Annotated in this window: 15 protein-coding genes; 13 read left to right on the forward strand and 2 right to left on the reverse strand. The window is 57.7% G+C overall.

Annotated features, from left to right (window positions below; translation table 11 throughout):
• Nucleotides 1-34 precede the first annotated feature (34 nt).
• A complete protein-coding gene (locus AQ981_RS10530) occupies nucleotides 35-517 on the reverse strand; it encodes a zinc ribbon-containing protein (RefSeq protein WP_058911709.1) in 483 nt (160 codons plus the stop codon).
• A gap of 247 nt (nucleotides 518-764) precedes the next feature.
• On the opposite strand from AQ981_RS10530, the gene leuS reads away from it, so the two are divergent.
• From leuS to nadD, 4 genes are read left to right on the forward strand one after another with little or no spacing between them, the layout of a single operon-like run.
• Nucleotides 765-3,347 (forward strand): leucine--tRNA ligase, encoded by a 2,583-nt coding sequence (gene leuS / locus AQ981_RS10535; RefSeq protein WP_058911710.1) that lies wholly within the window; start codon nucleotides 765-767, stop codon nucleotides 3,345-3,347.
• Between the two features lie 14 nt (nucleotides 3,348-3,361).
• Nucleotides 3,362-3,964, forward strand: coding sequence for an LPS assembly lipoprotein LptE (gene lptE / locus AQ981_RS10540; RefSeq protein ID WP_058911711.1), 603 nt, complete (start codon nucleotides 3,362-3,364; stop codon nucleotides 3,962-3,964).
• Nucleotides 3,961-4,992: a DNA polymerase III subunit delta gene (gene holA, locus AQ981_RS10545; protein ID WP_058911712.1), complete on the forward strand. Its 1,032-nt coding sequence runs from the start codon at nucleotides 3,961-3,963 to the stop codon at nucleotides 4,990-4,992. Before lptE ends, holA begins: the two co-directional genes overlap by 4 nt.
• Nucleotides 4,985-5,638, forward strand: a complete 654-nt coding sequence (gene nadD, locus AQ981_RS10550; RefSeq protein ID WP_058911713.1) for a nicotinate-nucleotide adenylyltransferase — start codon at nucleotides 4,985-4,987, stop codon at nucleotides 5,636-5,638. The genes holA and nadD overlap by 8 nt, the downstream gene beginning before the upstream one ends.
• Here nadD and cobD read toward each other — a convergent pair.
• Entirely contained in the window at nucleotides 5,616-6,704 is a 1,089-nt protein-coding gene (gene cobD / locus AQ981_RS10555) for a threonine-phosphate decarboxylase CobD (protein WP_058911714.1), read from the reverse strand. The two genes, nadD and cobD, sit on opposite strands and share 23 nt — an antisense overlap.
• Before the next feature lie 93 nt (nucleotides 6,705-6,797).
• Here cobD and AQ981_RS10560 point away from each other — a divergent pair, with 93 nt between their 5' ends.
• The 9 genes from AQ981_RS10560 (at nucleotide 6,798) to lipB (ending at nucleotide 15,250) form a co-directional block, all read left to right on the forward strand.
• Entirely contained in the window at nucleotides 6,798-7,403 is a 606-nt protein-coding gene (locus AQ981_RS10560; protein WP_058911715.1) for an adenosylcobalamin/alpha-ribazole phosphatase, read from the forward strand.
• 342 nt (nucleotides 7,404-7,745) lie between these two features.
• Nucleotides 7,746-8,063 carry a ribosome silencing factor gene (gene rsfS / locus AQ981_RS10565; protein WP_058911716.1) on the forward strand — a complete coding sequence of 106 codons (318 nt, stop codon included), beginning with the start codon at nucleotides 7,746-7,748 and terminating at the stop codon, nucleotides 8,061-8,063.
• Between the two features lie 3 nt (nucleotides 8,064-8,066).
• Nucleotides 8,067-8,537, forward strand: coding sequence for a 23S rRNA (pseudouridine(1915)-N(3))-methyltransferase RlmH (rlmH, locus tag AQ981_RS10570; protein WP_058911717.1), 471 nt, complete (start codon nucleotides 8,067-8,069; stop codon nucleotides 8,535-8,537).
• 25 nt (nucleotides 8,538-8,562) lie between these two features.
• Nucleotides 8,563-10,464 carry a peptidoglycan DD-transpeptidase MrdA gene (gene mrdA, locus AQ981_RS10575; protein WP_058911718.1) on the forward strand — a complete coding sequence of 634 codons (1,902 nt, stop codon included), beginning with the start codon at nucleotides 8,563-8,565 and terminating at the stop codon, nucleotides 10,462-10,464.
• Nucleotides 10,465-10,466: 2 nt separating this feature from the next.
• A complete protein-coding gene (gene mrdB, locus AQ981_RS10580; protein ID WP_058911719.1) occupies nucleotides 10,467-11,579 on the forward strand; it encodes a peptidoglycan glycosyltransferase MrdB in 1,113 nt (370 codons plus the stop codon).
• A gap of 10 nt (nucleotides 11,580-11,589) precedes the next feature.
• Entirely contained in the window at nucleotides 11,590-12,735 is a 1,146-nt protein-coding gene (rlpA, locus tag AQ981_RS10585) for an endolytic peptidoglycan transglycosylase RlpA (RefSeq protein ID WP_058911720.1), read from the forward strand.
• A 138-nt stretch (nucleotides 12,736-12,873) separates the two neighbouring features.
• Nucleotides 12,874-14,085 (forward strand): D-alanyl-D-alanine carboxypeptidase DacA, encoded by a 1,212-nt coding sequence (gene dacA / locus AQ981_RS10590; RefSeq protein WP_058911721.1) that lies wholly within the window; start codon nucleotides 12,874-12,876, stop codon nucleotides 14,083-14,085.
• A 101-nt stretch (nucleotides 14,086-14,186) separates the two neighbouring features.
• Nucleotides 14,187-14,450, forward strand: coding sequence for a DUF493 family protein YbeD (gene ybeD / locus AQ981_RS10595; RefSeq protein ID WP_058911722.1), 264 nt, complete (start codon nucleotides 14,187-14,189; stop codon nucleotides 14,448-14,450).
• A 164-nt stretch (nucleotides 14,451-14,614) separates the two neighbouring features.
• Nucleotides 14,615-15,250, forward strand: coding sequence for a lipoyl(octanoyl) transferase LipB (gene lipB / locus AQ981_RS10600; RefSeq protein ID WP_058911747.1), 636 nt, complete (start codon nucleotides 14,615-14,617; stop codon nucleotides 15,248-15,250).
• Nucleotides 15,251-15,279 lie beyond the last annotated feature (29 nt).

A 15,279-nucleotide genomic window follows, 5' to 3' on the forward strand; every position in this document is an offset into this window, starting at 1 on the left:
CAGCCGCCCGCGGCTCGCGGGCGGCAGTTCCGGATTATGGCTCAAACGGCCGACGATGAAACTGGTTATGGCCGCATTTCGGGCATACCGGCAGAATATCGGGGGTATAAATCGCCAGGTGGTAGTGGCAGTTTTCACACACCAGATTGCCCAGCCCCACAACCTCCCCGCTGTGATAGACGCCGTGGTGATTGAGATCCTGAAACACCTCGCGCCATTCGAGCTGCGTTTTATCGGTAATGTCCGCCAGCTCCTGCCACAGACTCTCTTTGATGACCCGCATAAAAACGCTGTCGCTGAACTCTTCCTGGCTCTCTTTATAGCTCAGGGCGAACTCTTCCAGATCGCGACGCACCGCGCGGGTCACCTCCTCGATTTCCGTCTGGGTGAACTCACCGGCCCGGGTCATCTGCTGGCGCGCGCTGTCCACCAGTTCATCAATATCGCGCTCCCCGTTGCGTAAACGTTCGCTCAGGGAACTCACCAGTTCACGGTATAGCTGAGCAACCTTGTTCATCGTTTTTCTCCTCGCCGGCCAGGTAACTAACTTCTTATAATCATAGACGTTAATCCCAAAATACGATGTTACCTGCGACACAGGGCGGGTAAAAAACCGTAAAAACGCTGAATGCGCCAATCTCCCGCTGTCGGCAATGGAAGTGCTGTTTTCCGCGCATGAATCGGCTATGCTATGCCGATCGAAAATCAACACCCTAACCGCTACACCTGTTGTAGCGATATTTATCACAGGACTACTGGCTGCCATGCAAGAGCAATATCGCCCGGAAGAGATAGAATCCCACGTACAGCATCACTGGGAAGAGAAGCGCACGTTTGAAGTAAAAGAAGACGCGAGCAAAGAGAAATACTACTGCCTGTCAATGCTTCCCTATCCGTCCGGCCGACTACATATGGGCCACGTCCGCAATTACACCATTGGCGACGTCATCGCCCGTTACCAGCGTCTGCTGGGGAAAAACGTGCTGCAGCCTATCGGCTGGGACGCCTTTGGTCTGCCCGCGGAAGGGGCGGCGGTGAAAAATAACACTGCGCCGGCGCCGTGGACCTACGACAACATCAATTACATGAAGAACCAGCTCAAAACGCTGGGCTTTGGCTATGACTGGAGCCGCGAGCTGGCGACCTGTAAGCCGGAATACTACCGCTGGGAGCAAAAATTCTTTACCGAGCTCTACAAAAAAGGGCTGGTGTATAAGAAGACATCGGCGGTGAACTGGTGCCCTAACGATCAGACGGTACTGGCCAATGAGCAGGTTATTGACGGCTGCTGCTGGCGCTGCGACACCAAAGTCGAGCGTAAAGAGATTCCGCAGTGGTTCATTAAAATCACCGCTTATGCCGAAGAGTTGCTCAACGATCTGGATAATATGGATCAGTGGCCGGATACCGTGAAGACCATGCAGCGTAACTGGATTGGCCGTTCCGAAGGGGTGGAAATCACCTTTGACGTGACAGGCTACGACAGTCCGCTGACCGTCTACACCACCCGCCCGGACACGTTTATGGGCGCCACTTACCTGGCGGTCGCCGCCGGCCACCCGCTGGCACAGCAAGCCGCGGCCAGCAACCCTGAACTGGCGGCCTTTATTGACGAATGCCGCAATACCAAGGTCGCGGAAGCAGATATGGCGACCATGGAGAAGAAAGGCATCGCTACCGGCTTTAAAGCCATCCATCCGTTGACCGGCGAAGCGATCCCAGTATGGGCGGCAAACTTCGTGCTGATGGAATACGGCACCGGCGCCGTAATGGCGGTTCCCGGCCACGACCAGCGCGACTGGGAGTTCGCCAGCAAATATAATCTGCCGATTAAACCAGTGATCCTCGCCGCCGATGGCAGCGCGCCGGACCTCTCCGCTCAGGCCTATACCGAAAAAGGCGTGCTGTTTAACTCCGGCGAATTTGATGGTCTGGACTTTGAAGCCGGCTTTAACGCCATCGCCGATAAACTGGCTTCGAAAGGGGTGGGCGAGCGTAAAGTCAACTACCGCCTGCGCGACTGGGGGGTTTCCCGCCAGCGTTACTGGGGAGCGCCGATTCCCATGGTCACGCTGGAAGACGGCACCGTGATGCCGACGCCGGAAGATCAACTGCCGGTGATCCTGCCGGAAGACGTGGTCATGGACGGTATCACCAGCCCGATTAAAGCCGATCCCGAGTGGGCGAAAACCACGGTAAACGGCCAGCCGGCGCTGCGTGAAACCGACACTTTCGATACCTTCATGGAGTCCTCCTGGTACTACGCGCGCTACACCTGCCCGCAGTACGATAAAGGCATGCTGGATTCCGACGCCGCTAACTACTGGCTGCCGGTGGATATCTACATCGGCGGTATTGAGCATGCGATCATGCACCTGCTCTACTTCCGCTTCTTCCACAAACTGATGCGCGATGCCGGGATGGTCAACTCTGACGAGCCGGCGAAACAGTTGCTGTGTCAGGGGATGGTGCTGGCGGACGCCTTCTGGTACACCGGCGCCAACGGCGAGCGCAACTGGGTCTCTCCGGTGGACGCCATCGTCGAACGCGACGAGAAAGGCCGAATTGTTAAAGCGATGGACGCGCAAGGCCATGAACTGGTCTATGCTGGCATGAGCAAAATGTCGAAATCGAAAAACAACGGTATCGACCCGCAGGTGATGGTGGAGCGCTACGGCGCCGACACGGTGCGTCTGTTCATGATGTTCGCCTCGCCGGCGGATATGACCCTCGAATGGCAGGAGTCCGGCGTCGAAGGGGCCAACCGTTTCCTGAAACGCGTCTGGAAACTGGTCTATGAACACATCGCCAGCGGCGATGCGCCGCAGCTCGATGTCAGCGCGCTCAGCGAAGATCAGAAAGCGCTGCGTCGCGACGTTCACAAAACGATCGCCAAAGTCACCGATGATATCGGCCGTCGTCAGACCTTCAATACCGCCATCGCGGCGATCATGGAGCTGATGAATAAGCTGGCCAGAGCGCCGCAGGATGGCGAGCAGGATCGGGCGTTAATGCGTGAAGCCCTGCTGGCGGTAGTACGCATGCTGTATCCGTTTACGCCGCACGTCTGCTTTACTTTGTGGCAATCTCTGAACGGCGCCGGCGACATCGACAACGCCCGCTGGCCGCAGGCTGATGACAGCGCCATGGTGGAAGATACCCGCCTGGTCGTGGTACAGGTGAACGGTAAAGTACGCGGAAAAATCACTGTAGCGGCAGATGCCACCGAAGAACAGGTGCGCGAGCGCGCCGGCCAGGAGCACCTGGTGGCGAAATATCTTGAGGGGGTCACGGTGCGCAAAGTGATTTACGTACCGGGTAAACTGCTCAATCTGGTAGTGGGTTAAGCACGGGAGGCAGAGTGCGACATCTGTTGGCATTATTTGTAGGTCTGGCGGTGCTGGTCACCGCCGGGTGCGGTTTTCACCTGCGCGGCAGCGCGCAGGTACCGACTGAAATGAAGACCATGATCCTGGATTCCGGCGATCCCAACGGGCCGCTGACCCGGGCGATACGTAATCAGTTGCGCCTCAACGGCGTGGAGATCGTCGAAAAAGCCTCAGCGCGTCAGGATATTCCGTCCCTGCGAGTCGGCAATATGAGCCTCGCGAAGGATACCGCCTCCATTTTCCAGGACGGCCGGACGGCGGAATACCAGATGATCATGACCGTTGACGCTCAGGTATTGATCCCGGGGCACGATATCTATCCGATTCAGAGCAAAGTTTACCGCTCCTTCTTTGATAACCCGCTGATGGCGCTGGCAAAAGATGCCGAACAGGATATGATTATCACCGAAATGTACGATAAAGCCGCGGAACAACTGATTCGCAAGCTACTGGCCGTACACGCAGCGGATATGAAAGAAACTCAGCAGTTACAAACCCAGGCGCAGGAAACCAGTACTCCTGCCGCCCCGGGCCGCGTTTCCACGACGCTCCCCGCGGCTACCGTTAGCCCATGATCAAGTTGTACCCCGAGCAACTCCACGCGCAGCTCCATGAGGGGCTGCGCGCGGCTTATCTGCTGCTGGGAAACGATCCGTTACTGCTACAGGAAAGCCAGGACACAATCCGCCAGCAGGCCGCCGAACAGGGTTTTACCGAACACCATAGCGTACAGATCGACGCCAGCACCGACTGGGACGCGCTGTTTTCCATCAGCCAGTCGCTGAGTCTGTTCGCCAGCCGCCAGACTCTCGCCCTGCAACTGCCGGAAAACGGCCCCAATGCGGCGATCAACGGCCAACTGGCGACCCTCGTCAGCCTGCTGCATGACGATCTGCTGCTGATAATCCGCGGCGGTAAACTGACCAAAAGCCAGGAAAACGCCGGCTGGTTTACCTCGCTGAGCGATCGGGCGGCGCAGGTTTCCTGCTTCACCCCGGAACAGGCGCAGCTACCGCGCTGGGTGCAGGCCCGGGCGACGCGGATGAATCTCACCCTTGACGATGCCGCCACTCAACTGCTGTGTTACTGCTACGAAGGCAATCTGCTGGCGCTGGCCCAGGCGCTGGAACGGCTTTCCCTGCTGTGGCCGGACGGTAAATTGACCCTGCCGCGCGTCGAGCAGGCGGTAAACAACGCTGCCCATTTCTCGGCCTTTCACTGGGTGGACGCGCTGCTGGCGGGGAAAAGTAAACGGGCGCTGCATATTCTGCAACAGTTGCGGCTGGAGGCGGCAGAGCCGGTGATACTGATGCGCTCCCTGCAAAGAGAGCTGCTGGCGCTGGTCAGCCTGAAGCGCAAATCGGCCCACACCCCGCTGCGCGCCCTGTTCGATCAACAGCGGGTCTGGCAAAACCGCCGTCCGCTGATCACCGAAGCCCTGAACCGGCTTTCCGAAGATCAGCTTTACCAGGCGGTGCGCCTGCTCAGTCGCACTGAGCTGACCGTTAAACAGGATTTCGGACAAAACGTCTGGGCCGAGCTGGAAGCGCTTTCCTTATTAATGTGCCACAAAGCGCCGCCGGAAATTTTTATCCATGGCTAATGCGCCACGTTCGCTGCAGGCCTTCTACGGCGGCACCTTCGATCCGATTCACTATGGCCACCTGAAACCAGTGGAAGCACTGGCGCAGGTGGTCGGACTGAGCCAGGTCACCATCCTGCCGAATAACGTACCTCCCCATCGCCCACAGCCGCAGGCCTCCAGCGAGCAGCGCAAAACGATGGTGGAACTGGCGATTGCCGGTAATCCGCTGTTCCGGATCGACTGCCGCGAACTGGAGCGCCAGACCCCTTCCTGGACGGTGGATACCTTCGAGGCGCTGCGCCGGGAGGCAGGGCCGCAGCAGCCGCTGGCATTTATTATTGGTCTGGATTCGCTGCTGTCGCTCCCCACCTGGCAGCGCTACACCAGGTTAATCGAGCTGTGCCATCTGCTGGTCAGCCGCCGCCCGGGTTACCCGGTGACAATGCGTGAAGCGCAGCATCAGACCTGGCTGGAAGCGCACCTCACCACAGATGTCGCCGCCTTGCGCCAGCTACCGGCGGGGAAGATATTCCTTGCCGACACCCCGCAGTACGACATCTCCGCTACCGACATTCGCGAACGGCTGGCGCAGCATCAGCCCTGCGACGACCTGTTACCCGGTCCGGTGTTGCAGTACATCCTCAGTCAGAAACTGTATCGCTGAATATTGCCTGTAGCGCCTTCACCAGGCGCTGATTAGCCGCCTCAGATTTCACTGCCACCCGGTAATAGCGTTTATCAAGGCCCGGATAGTTGGCGCAGTGACGAATCAGAATCCCCCGGCGCATCAGGGCATCCTGCAAATCCACTCCTGGCCGCTCGCAGCGCAGAAACAGGTAATTGGCGCTGGAAGGCCAGACGGTGAGCGCCGTAATAGCCTGTAGCGCCGCCGTCAGCCACGATCGGGCATCGGCCAGCCAGCGGTGCGTGGCGGCGATATATTCCCGCTCGCTGAGTACCCTCTCCCCGGCCAGCGCCGCGAATGCGTTGATGGTCCACGGCGGCTGGCGCAGGCGTATCGTCGCCACACCGGGGTTCGCGCTCACCATATAGCCGAGCCGCAGACCCGGTATGGCGAAAAATTTGGTCAACGAGCGTAACACCCAGACATGGGGCATGCACGCCAGCGCGGGAATCATTCCCGTGGTTTGCGGGATAAAATCGACAAACGCTTCATCGACGATCAGCGCGATATCCAGTTCCGCACAGCGCCGGGCAATAGCCAGCAGCAAGGGCGCGGGCGGCATTACGCCGGTCGGGTTATTCGGAGTACAGAGAAACAGGCAGTCCAGCCCCGGATGTAGCGCTGCAATAAACGCTTCATCAAGCTGCCAGTCGCTATCAGCCTCCAGAACAAACTCTTCAATCGCACAGCCAACGCGGATCAGCGCGCGTCGGTATTCGGCAAAGCCGGGCACCACCAGCAGCGCCCGGCGTGGCGCCAGATGTTCCACCAGCGCAAAGATGAGCTCCGTCTCGCCATTACCGGCCAACAACCAGGACACCGGTACCTGAAGATGCCTGGCGATCGCCTGGTGTAGCGCCTGATATTCGACATCCGGATAACGCTCCGCCAGTTGCATCTGCTCAACTATCGCCTGGCGCACCGCCGGCGGCATACCGAGCGGATTAATATTGGCGCTGAAATCCAGCAACTGCTCTGGTTTCATGCCGTAACGCGCCGCGGCTTCGCGAATATTACCGCCGTGCTGACTGACAAAAGCCGACATCGCCTTACTCCCTGAAAGAAAGACTCCGGTCATACCCGGAAGGATAAGCAGGATGTTAACATCACTTCTGTGAACAATAACCGGAATAGCATCATGAAACTCTGGCTGGTGCGCCATGGACAAACCCAGGCCAATATCGACGGGCTGTACTGCGGCCAGACCGATCTCGCGCTGACACCCGCGGGTGAACAGCAGGCGCGCGATGTCGCCGCACTGCTGCAGGGAGTTAGCTTCGACAGTATCATCAGCAGTGAACTGCGCCGGGCAAGAGATAGCGCGCGTCTTATCGCCGGTGATGCTCATCACAGCCCGCAGATCGATGCGCGCCTGAACGAAATCCACTTCGGCGCCTGGGAAATGCGCCACCACCGCGATATCGCCCGTGAAGATGCGCAGCGTTACCAGGCCTGGTGTCGGGACTGGCAACATGTCGCCCCGCCGCAAGGAGAAGGATTTGCCGATTTTTCCCGGCGCGTCGCGGCGCTGGCAGAAGAATTAAAGGCGGAGAGCGGCGCGCAAAACCGCTTACTGGTCAGCCACCAGGGCGTTATCAGCCTGCTGATCGCCTGCCTGCTCGACATGCCCTGCGCTGGGCTATGGCATTTCGCCATTGATCAGGGCGCCTGGGGTCTGGTCGAGATCGATGGCGGTTTCAGCGTATTGCGCACCCTGAATAGCCGAGCGCCAGCCAGCGTGTGAAGCCGCTCGCCGGCCTGGATAGCACACGGCTCCACTCCTGTCGCACCCATATCGCGGTAAAACCGGCAGGCGAATCAGGCTCTCCGGCCGGTAAACAGGCCGTCTGGCGGGCGAAGTGTGTATTGACACGCCCCGGTATGCTGTTATCCTCCGCTGCCATATCTGGCGCGGAATGCAGCTCTTTGCAATAGTTTTACAAAAAAATGGCATGCATTCCCCCGCCAGCAATGGGATGATATCCCGCTTTATTATTTTCCAGGGCAGGCCATGTGCCGCGTAAACCGCAACATCCATCCGGTCGCTGCCTGCCACAACGCCTTTTTAACCCACAGGGGGAACAACTTGCAGGGTAAAGCACTCCAGGATTTTGTCATCGACAAAATAGACGATCTGAAAGGCCAGGACATCATCACCTTAGATGTGAAGGGAAAGTCCAGCATCACTGACTGTATGATTATCTGTACCGGTACCTCCAGCCGCCACGTGATGTCGATAGCCGACCATGTGGTACAGGAGTCCCGCGCCGCCGGCCTGCTGCCGCTGGGTGTGGAAGGCGAGAAAGCCGCCGACTGGATTGTTGTCGATCTCGGGGATGTGATTGTCCATGTCATGCAGGAAGAGAGTCGTCACCTGTATGAACTGGAAAAACTCTGGGGTTAAGGCGTGAAACTGCAGTTAGTCGCCGTCGGCACCAAAATGCCGGACTGGGTACAAACCGGGTTTATGGACTACCTGCGGCGTTTTCCCAAAGATATGCCGCTGGAGCTACTGGAAGTCCCGGCCGGGAAACGCGGCAAGAATGCCGATATCAAACGCATTCTGGACAAAGAGGGCGAGCAGATGCTTGCCGTAGTCGGGAAAGGGAACCGTATCGTGACGCTGGATATTCCGGGGAAACCCTGGGATACCCCGCAACTGGCTTTACAGCTTGAACGCTGGAAACAGGATGGCCGCGACGTCAGTCTGTTAATCGGCGGGCCCGAAGGGCTGTCCCCGGCGTGCAAGGCCGCGGCGGAACAAAGCTGGTCGCTGTCCACCCTCACCCTGCCCCACCCGCTGGTCAGGGTACTGGTGGCGGAGAGCCTGTACCGGGCGTGGAGCATTACCACCAACCACCCTTATCACCGTGAGTAACGAAACCAGGTAGACTAAGCAGCGGATGAAATTACAGAATTCTTTTCGCGATTATACGGCTGAGTCCGCGCTTTTCGTGCGCCGGGCGCTGATCGCCTTCGCCGGTATCTTGCTGCTTACCGGCATACTGATCGCCAACCTTTACAATCTACAGATTGTCCGCTTCAACGATTACCAGACCCGCTCTAACGAAAACCGCATCAAGCTGGTGCCAATCCCGCCGAGCCGCGGCATTATCTACGACCGCAACGGGATCCCGCTGGCCCTGAACCGCACTATCTACCAGATAGAGATGATGCCGGAAAAAGTCGATAACGTGCAGGATACGCTGGATGCGCTAAGGCCGATCGTCGATTTAACCGACGACGACATCGCCAATTTTAAGAAAGAGCGCTCTCGTTCGCACCGCTTCACCTCAATTGCGGTCAAAACCAACCTCAACGATGTTCAGGTCGCCCGCTTTGCCGTTAACCAGTACCGCTTTCCCGGCGTGGAAGTGAAAGGCTATAAGCAACGCTACTACCCGTATGGTTCAGCCCTCACCCACGTGATCGGCTATGTCTCAAAAATCAATGACCGCGACGTCGAGCGGCTGGATAAAGAGGGTAAGCTGGCCAACTATGCCGCCACCCACGACATCGGCAAACTGGGGATTGAGCGCTATTACGAAGATGTGTTGCACGGCCAGACCGGCTATGAAGAGGTCGAAGTCAACAACCGTGGCCGGGTCATCCGCCAGTTAAAAGAAGTTCCGCCCCAGGCGGGCCATGATATCTACCTGTCGGTGGATCTGAAGCTGCAAACCTACATCGAAACCCTGCTGCAGGGCAGCCGGGCAGCGGTGGTGGTCACCGACCCGCGCACTGGCGCGGTGCTGGCGCTGGTCTCCACCCCCAGCTACGATCCCAACCCGTTCGTTAACGGGATTTCCAGTAAGGCGTATAACGCGCTGCTCAGCGATGCCAACACGCCGCTGGTCAACCGCGCGACGCAGGGCGTCTATCCGCCGGCTTCAACGGTTAAACCCTATGTGGCGGTTTCCGCCCTCAGCGCCGGGGTGATCACCCGTAACACGACGCTGTTCGACCCCGGCTGGTGGCAGTTGCCGGGCACCGAAAAGCGCTATCGCGACTGGAAAAAATGGGGCCACGGGCGGCTTAACATCACTAAATCGCTGGAAGAGTCGGCGGATACCTTCTTCTATCAGGTGGCCTACGATATGGGCATCGACCGCCTCTCCGAATGGATGAGCAAGTTTGGCTACGGTCACGGTACCGGTATCGACCTCGCCGAGGAGCGTTCCGGTAACATGCCGACCCGGGAGTGGAAGCTTAAGCGCTTCAAAAAACCCTGGTACCAGGGTGACACTATTCCGGTCGGGATTGGCCAGGGCTACTGGACGGCGACGCCGATTCAGATGAACAAAGCGCTGATGATTCTGATTAACGATGGCGTGGTTAAAGTCCCGCACCTGCTGATGAGCACCGTTGTCGACGGTAAAAAGGTGCCGTGGGTCCAGCCGGAGCAGCCGCCGGTGGGGGATATCCATTCCGGTTACTGGGAACTGGCGAAAGACGGTATGTACGGCGTCGCTAACCGCGCCAACGGTACCGCGCATAAATACTTTGCCAGCGCGCCCTACAAAATCGCCGCCAAGTCGGGCACCGCGCAGGTGTTTGGCCTGAAGGCGAACGAAACCTACAACGCCCATAAAATCGCCGAACGCCTGCGCGACCATAAACTGATGACCGCTTTCGCGCCTTACGACAATCCCCAGGTCGCGGTGGCGATCATTCTGGAAAACGGCGGCGCGGGCCCGGCGGTAGGGACTATCATGCGACAAATTCTCGACCACATCATGCTGGGCGATAACAACACCGAACTGCCGACCGAGAATCCCGCTCAGGCGGCCGGGGAGGATCAATAAACATGACCGATAATCCCAACAAAAAGTCGTTCTGGGACAAAATTCACCTCGATCCCATGTTCCTCGGATTGATTCTGGCTCTGTTGCTGTTCAGCGCAATGGTTATCTGGAGCGCCAGCGGCCAGGACCCGGATATGATGGAACGTAAAATCGGCCAGATCCTGATGGGGCTGGTGATTATGGTGGTGCTGGCCCAGGTGCCGCCCCGCGTCTATGAAGGCTGGGCGCCGTGGCTGTATATCTTCTGTATTATTTTACTGGTGGCGGTAGACGCCTTCGGCGCCATCTCCAAGGGCGCCCAGCGCTGGCTGGATCTCGGTATCGTGCGCTTCCAGCCCTCAGAAATCGCTAAAATCGCCGTACCGCTGATGGTGGCGCGTTTTATCAACCGCGATGTCTGCCCGCCGACCCTGAAGAATACCGGTATCGCGCTGGTGCTGATTTTCATGCCTACGCTGCTGGTCGCCGCGCAGCCGGATCTCGGTACCTCGATCCTCGTGGCCGCCTCCGGTCTGTTTGTGCTGTTCCTCTCCGGAATGAGCTGGCGGTTGATCGGTATCGCGGTGCTGCTGCTTGCCGCCTTTATCCCGGTACTGTGGTTCTTCCTGATGCATGACTATCAGCGCGCGCGGGTCATGATGCTGCTGAACCCGGAAAGCGATCCGCTGGGAGCCGGCTACCATATTATTCAGTCGAAAATCGCCATCGGTTCCGGCGGACTGCGGGGCAAAGGCTGGCTGCATGGCACCCAGTCGCAACTGGAGTTTTTACCGGAGCGTCATACCGACTTTATCTTCGCGGTGCTGGCGGAAGAGCTGGGGCTGGTTGGCGTGCTGGTGTTGCTGGCACTCTATCTGCTGCTGATTATGCGCGGCCTGTGGATCGCCGCCCGCGCTCAGACCACCTTTGGCCGGGTCATGGCCGGCGGGTTAATGTTAATATTATTTGTCTATGTCTTTGTGAACATTGGCATGGTGAGTGGTATCTTACCGGTAGTGGGGGTACCGTTGCCGCTGGTGAGTTATGGCGGTTCAGCCCTTATCGTTCTTATGGCCGGGTTTGGTATTGTGATGTCGATACATACCCACAGGAAAATGTTGTCGAAAAGCGTATAAGAGGTGCGCAATGCGTAAGCAATGGACGGGAATCTGCATCGCTGCGGCTTTACTGGCAGGATGTACTTCAGATGACGGCGGGCAGCAGAATGTCAGCCTGCCGCAACCGGCGGTCTGTAACGGACCCGTTGTCGAAATCAGCGGCGTCGAGCCGCGCTACGAACCTCTGAATCCTTCGGTAAATCAGGACTACAAGCGGGACGGTACCGGCTACCGGATTGTTCAGGATCCGGCGAACTTTACCCAGAGCGGTCTGGCGGCGATTTACGACGCCGAGCCCGGCAGCAACTTAACCGCTTCCGGCGAAGCTTTTGATCCGCTACAGCTCACCGCGGCCCACCCCACTCTGCCGATCCCGAGTTATGCGCGCATCACCAACCTGGCGAACGGACGTATGCTGGTCGTGCGCATCAATGACCGTGGCCCGTACGGTAATGGCCGGGTAATTTCGCTGTCGCGCGCGGCGGCCGATCGCCTCAACACCTCGAACAATACCCGGGTACGTATCGATCCGATTATTGTTGCGCCGGATGGTTCTCTGTCCGGTCCGGGCATGGCCTGTACCACTATCGCCAGACAAACGTACGTCTTGCCTTCAAGACCGGATCTGAGCGGCGGGTTGGGCAGCGCCTCTTCCGCTCCCCAGCCGGTGACCTCGCAGGGTGATGTACGGGCAATCAGTAATACCAGCCTGAAGAGCGAAGACACTATCGGCGCGCCGGTTAACAGTAGCGGCTTCCTCGGGGCGCCCACCACTCTGCCTGCCGGCGTGATTGAGAACGACGCCCAACCGGCAACCGATGTACAGCCGGCCACAGCCGCCAGTACGCCTGCCGCCCCACAAGCCCCGGTTACCGTAAGCGGCACCGAGGGGGCGCCGGTCACTGCGCCAAATTCTATCCAGGGCAGTGTCAACCCGGGTTACAGCCAACTGGTGGTACAGGTGGGCGCCGTCAGTGATAGCGGTCGGGCCAGCCAGTTGCAGCAGTCGCTCAGCCAGCGCCTCGGCGTTCCCGGGCTGGTTTCCCACAATGGTACCGTCTACCGGATTCAACTGGGGCCATTCGCCTCAAAAGCACAGGCGATTACGGTGCAACAGCGTCTGCTGAATGAAGTGCAGATGCAATCGTTCATTACTACTGCGCCCGTGCAGTAATGTAGTCCCGACTTTGCGTCAAGATATGTAAATTTCATTCACAAACTCATGCGCAAAGTCGGGTGCCACCAGATATAGCGTTTGCTATAGTAAAGCACTTTTTATTTTAACCCCATCACGGATGCCGTCGTTCTGACCATGAATACAGTTCTTTCTGCTCGTTTTATTAAGCGCTTAACGCTCACTGCGGCGATCGCTCTCGCGGCAGCCTCTGCCGCCCACGCTGACGATCTCAATATAAAAACCATGATCCCCGGCGCCCCGCAGATTGATGCCGAATCCTGGATACTGATCGATTACAACTCCGGTAAAGTGCTTGCGGAACAAAACGCCGATGCGCGCCGCGATCCGGCCAGCCTTACCAAGATGATGACCAGTTATGTGATAGGCCAGGCAATGAAAGCCGGGAAATTTAAGGAAACCGATCTGGTCACTGTGGGCAACGATGCCTGGGCAACCGGCAACCCGGTGTTTAAAGGCTCTTCGCTGATGTTCCTGAAACCGGGTATGGAAGTACCTGTTTCACAACTGATTCGCGGTATTAATCTGCAGTCCGGCAACGACGCCTGCGTGGCGATGGCGGATTTCGTGGCCGGCAGCCAGGACGCTTTCGTCGGGCTGATGAACAACTACGTTAATGTGCTGGGCCTGAAAAACTCTCACTTCCAGACTGTTCACGGACTGGATGCCGAAGGTCAGTATAGTTCGGCGCGGGATATGGCGCTGATCGGCCAGGCGCTGATCCGCGACGTGCCGAACGAGTACGCTATTTACCGCGAAAAAGAGTTCACCTTTAACGGAATTCGCCAGCTCAACCGCAACGGTCTGCTGTGGGATAAAAGCCTCAATGTCGACGGGATTAAAACCGGTCATACCAACAAGGCCGGCTATAACCTGGTGGCTTCCGCTACCGAAGGGCAAATGCGCCTGATCTCCGCCGTGATGGGCGGCCGTACCTATAAAGGCCGCGAAACAGAGAGCAAAAAGCTGCTGACCTGGGGTTTCCGCTTTTTTGAAACCGTTAACCCGCTGAAAGCCGGCAAAGAGTTCGCGTCTGAGCCAGCATGGTTTGGCGACAGCGATCGCGCCTCGCTGGGGGTGGATAAAGACGTCTACCTCACCATTCCGCGCGGTCGGATGAAAGATTTGAAGGCCAGCTACGTGCTTAACAGCGGCGAACTGAATGCGCCGCTGCAGCAAAACCAGGTGGTCGGCACAATCAACTTTCAGTTGGACGGAAAAACCATCGATCAGCGCCCGCTGGTGGTGTTACAGAAAATCGAAGAAGGCAATTTCTTCAGCCGGATCATTGACTACATCAAACTGATGTTCCATCGCTGGTTCGGTTAATCCTTGCGCACTTGAAAGTGCCGGATTCGCCCCCATATACTATGCATCAAAGCAACTCCCGCTGCGGCGGGAGTTATTCGTTATATAACGCTGGAGCTACCATGAAAACCAACCTGAAAGAACTGCTTGAATTCCCCTGCCCCTTTACTTACAAAGTGATGGGTCTGGCGAAACCTGAGCTGGTCGATTTGGTCGTTGAGGTGGTGCAGCGCCACGCCCCTGGTGACTACACCCCGCAGGTGAAGCCGAGCAGTAAAGGGAACTATCATTCGGTCTCAATCACAATTAACGCTACCCATATTGAGCAGGTCGAAACCCTTTACGAAGAACTGGGCGATATCGAAATCGTACGCATGGTGCTGTAACCCGGCCTCGTGACAAACAGACCGCGATAGCCTTGCGCAACTTAACCTGACAGACGGGGGAGTCCGTATAGCGATTCCCCCGTTGCTTTTTAGTTACCGGCACAGACGCCGGAGCAGGCGGCTATGATATACTTTTGCCACCTTTGATTACCGGAGACGATGTGTTGTCTCAGAATGAAATCCTGATACGCCAGCTTGGCCTTCAGCCCTATGAGCCGGTTTCTCTGGCCATGCACCAGTTCACCGATACCCGCACTGACGAAACGCCGGATGAGATCTGGCTGGTGGAACATCCGCCGGTATTTACTCAGGGCCAGGCGGGAAAAGAAGAACATATTCTGGCTGCCAGCGACATACCGGTGGTACAGAGCGACCGCGGCGGGCAGGTGACTTACCACGGACCGGGCCAGCAAGTCATGTACGTACTGCTGAATCTTAAACGCCGCCACCTCGGAGTGCGGGAACTGGTCACCGCCCTGGAACAAACCGTAGTGCAAACCCTGGGCGAATGGCGCATTGACGCCTGCGCTCGCCCCGATGCGCCAGGTGTCTATGTCGCCGGCCGGAAAATTTGCTCGCTGGGTCTGCGCATCCGTAAAGGCTGTTCCTTTCACGGTCTGGCGCTGAATATAGATATGGATTTATCCCCGTTCCGACGCATTAATCCCTGCGGATACCCGGGAATGGAAATGATCCAGGCCAGCCAGTTAATTCCTGGTATTACGCTGGCAGATATTCAGCCGCGTCTGATTGACAATTTTTTGCAGCAAATGAATTCCCCGCCGTATCGTTATCTTTAATCTTTTTCAACACTGCCAGCCTGGGGAAT

The sequence above is a fragment of the Entomohabitans teleogrylli genome (genome assembly GCF_001484765.1).
Classification (GTDB): domain Bacteria; phylum Pseudomonadota; class Gammaproteobacteria; order Enterobacterales; family Enterobacteriaceae; genus Entomohabitans; species Entomohabitans teleogrylli.

Coding starts and splice junctions, on each gene's coding strand:
- cobD (WP_058911714.1), bottom strand. CDS start 6,704: ATGTCGGCTTTTGTCAGTCAGCACGGCGGTAATATTCGCGAAGCCGCG.
- leuS (WP_058911710.1), top strand. CDS start 765: ATGCAAGAGCAATATCGCCCGGAAGAGATAGAATCCCACGTACAGCAT.
- mrdA (WP_058911718.1), top strand. CDS start 8,563: ATGAAATTACAGAATTCTTTTCGCGATTATACGGCTGAGTCCGCGCTT.
- nadD (WP_058911713.1), top strand. CDS start 4,985: ATGGCTAATGCGCCACGTTCGCTGCAGGCCTTCTACGGCGGCACCTTC.
- AQ981_RS10530 (WP_058911709.1), bottom strand. CDS start 517: ATGAACAAGGTTGCTCAGCTATACCGTGAACTGGTGAGTTCCCTGAGC.
- AQ981_RS10560 (WP_058911715.1), top strand. CDS start 6,798: ATGAAACTCTGGCTGGTGCGCCATGGACAAACCCAGGCCAATATCGAC.
- mrdB (WP_058911719.1), top strand. CDS start 10,467: ATGACCGATAATCCCAACAAAAAGTCGTTCTGGGACAAAATTCACCTC.
- ybeD (WP_058911722.1), top strand. CDS start 14,187: ATGAAAACCAACCTGAAAGAACTGCTTGAATTCCCCTGCCCCTTTACT.
- rlpA (WP_058911720.1), top strand. CDS start 11,590: ATGCGTAAGCAATGGACGGGAATCTGCATCGCTGCGGCTTTACTGGCA.
- dacA (WP_058911721.1), top strand. CDS start 12,874: ATGAATACAGTTCTTTCTGCTCGTTTTATTAAGCGCTTAACGCTCACT.
- holA (WP_058911712.1), top strand. CDS start 3,961: ATGATCAAGTTGTACCCCGAGCAACTCCACGCGCAGCTCCATGAGGGG.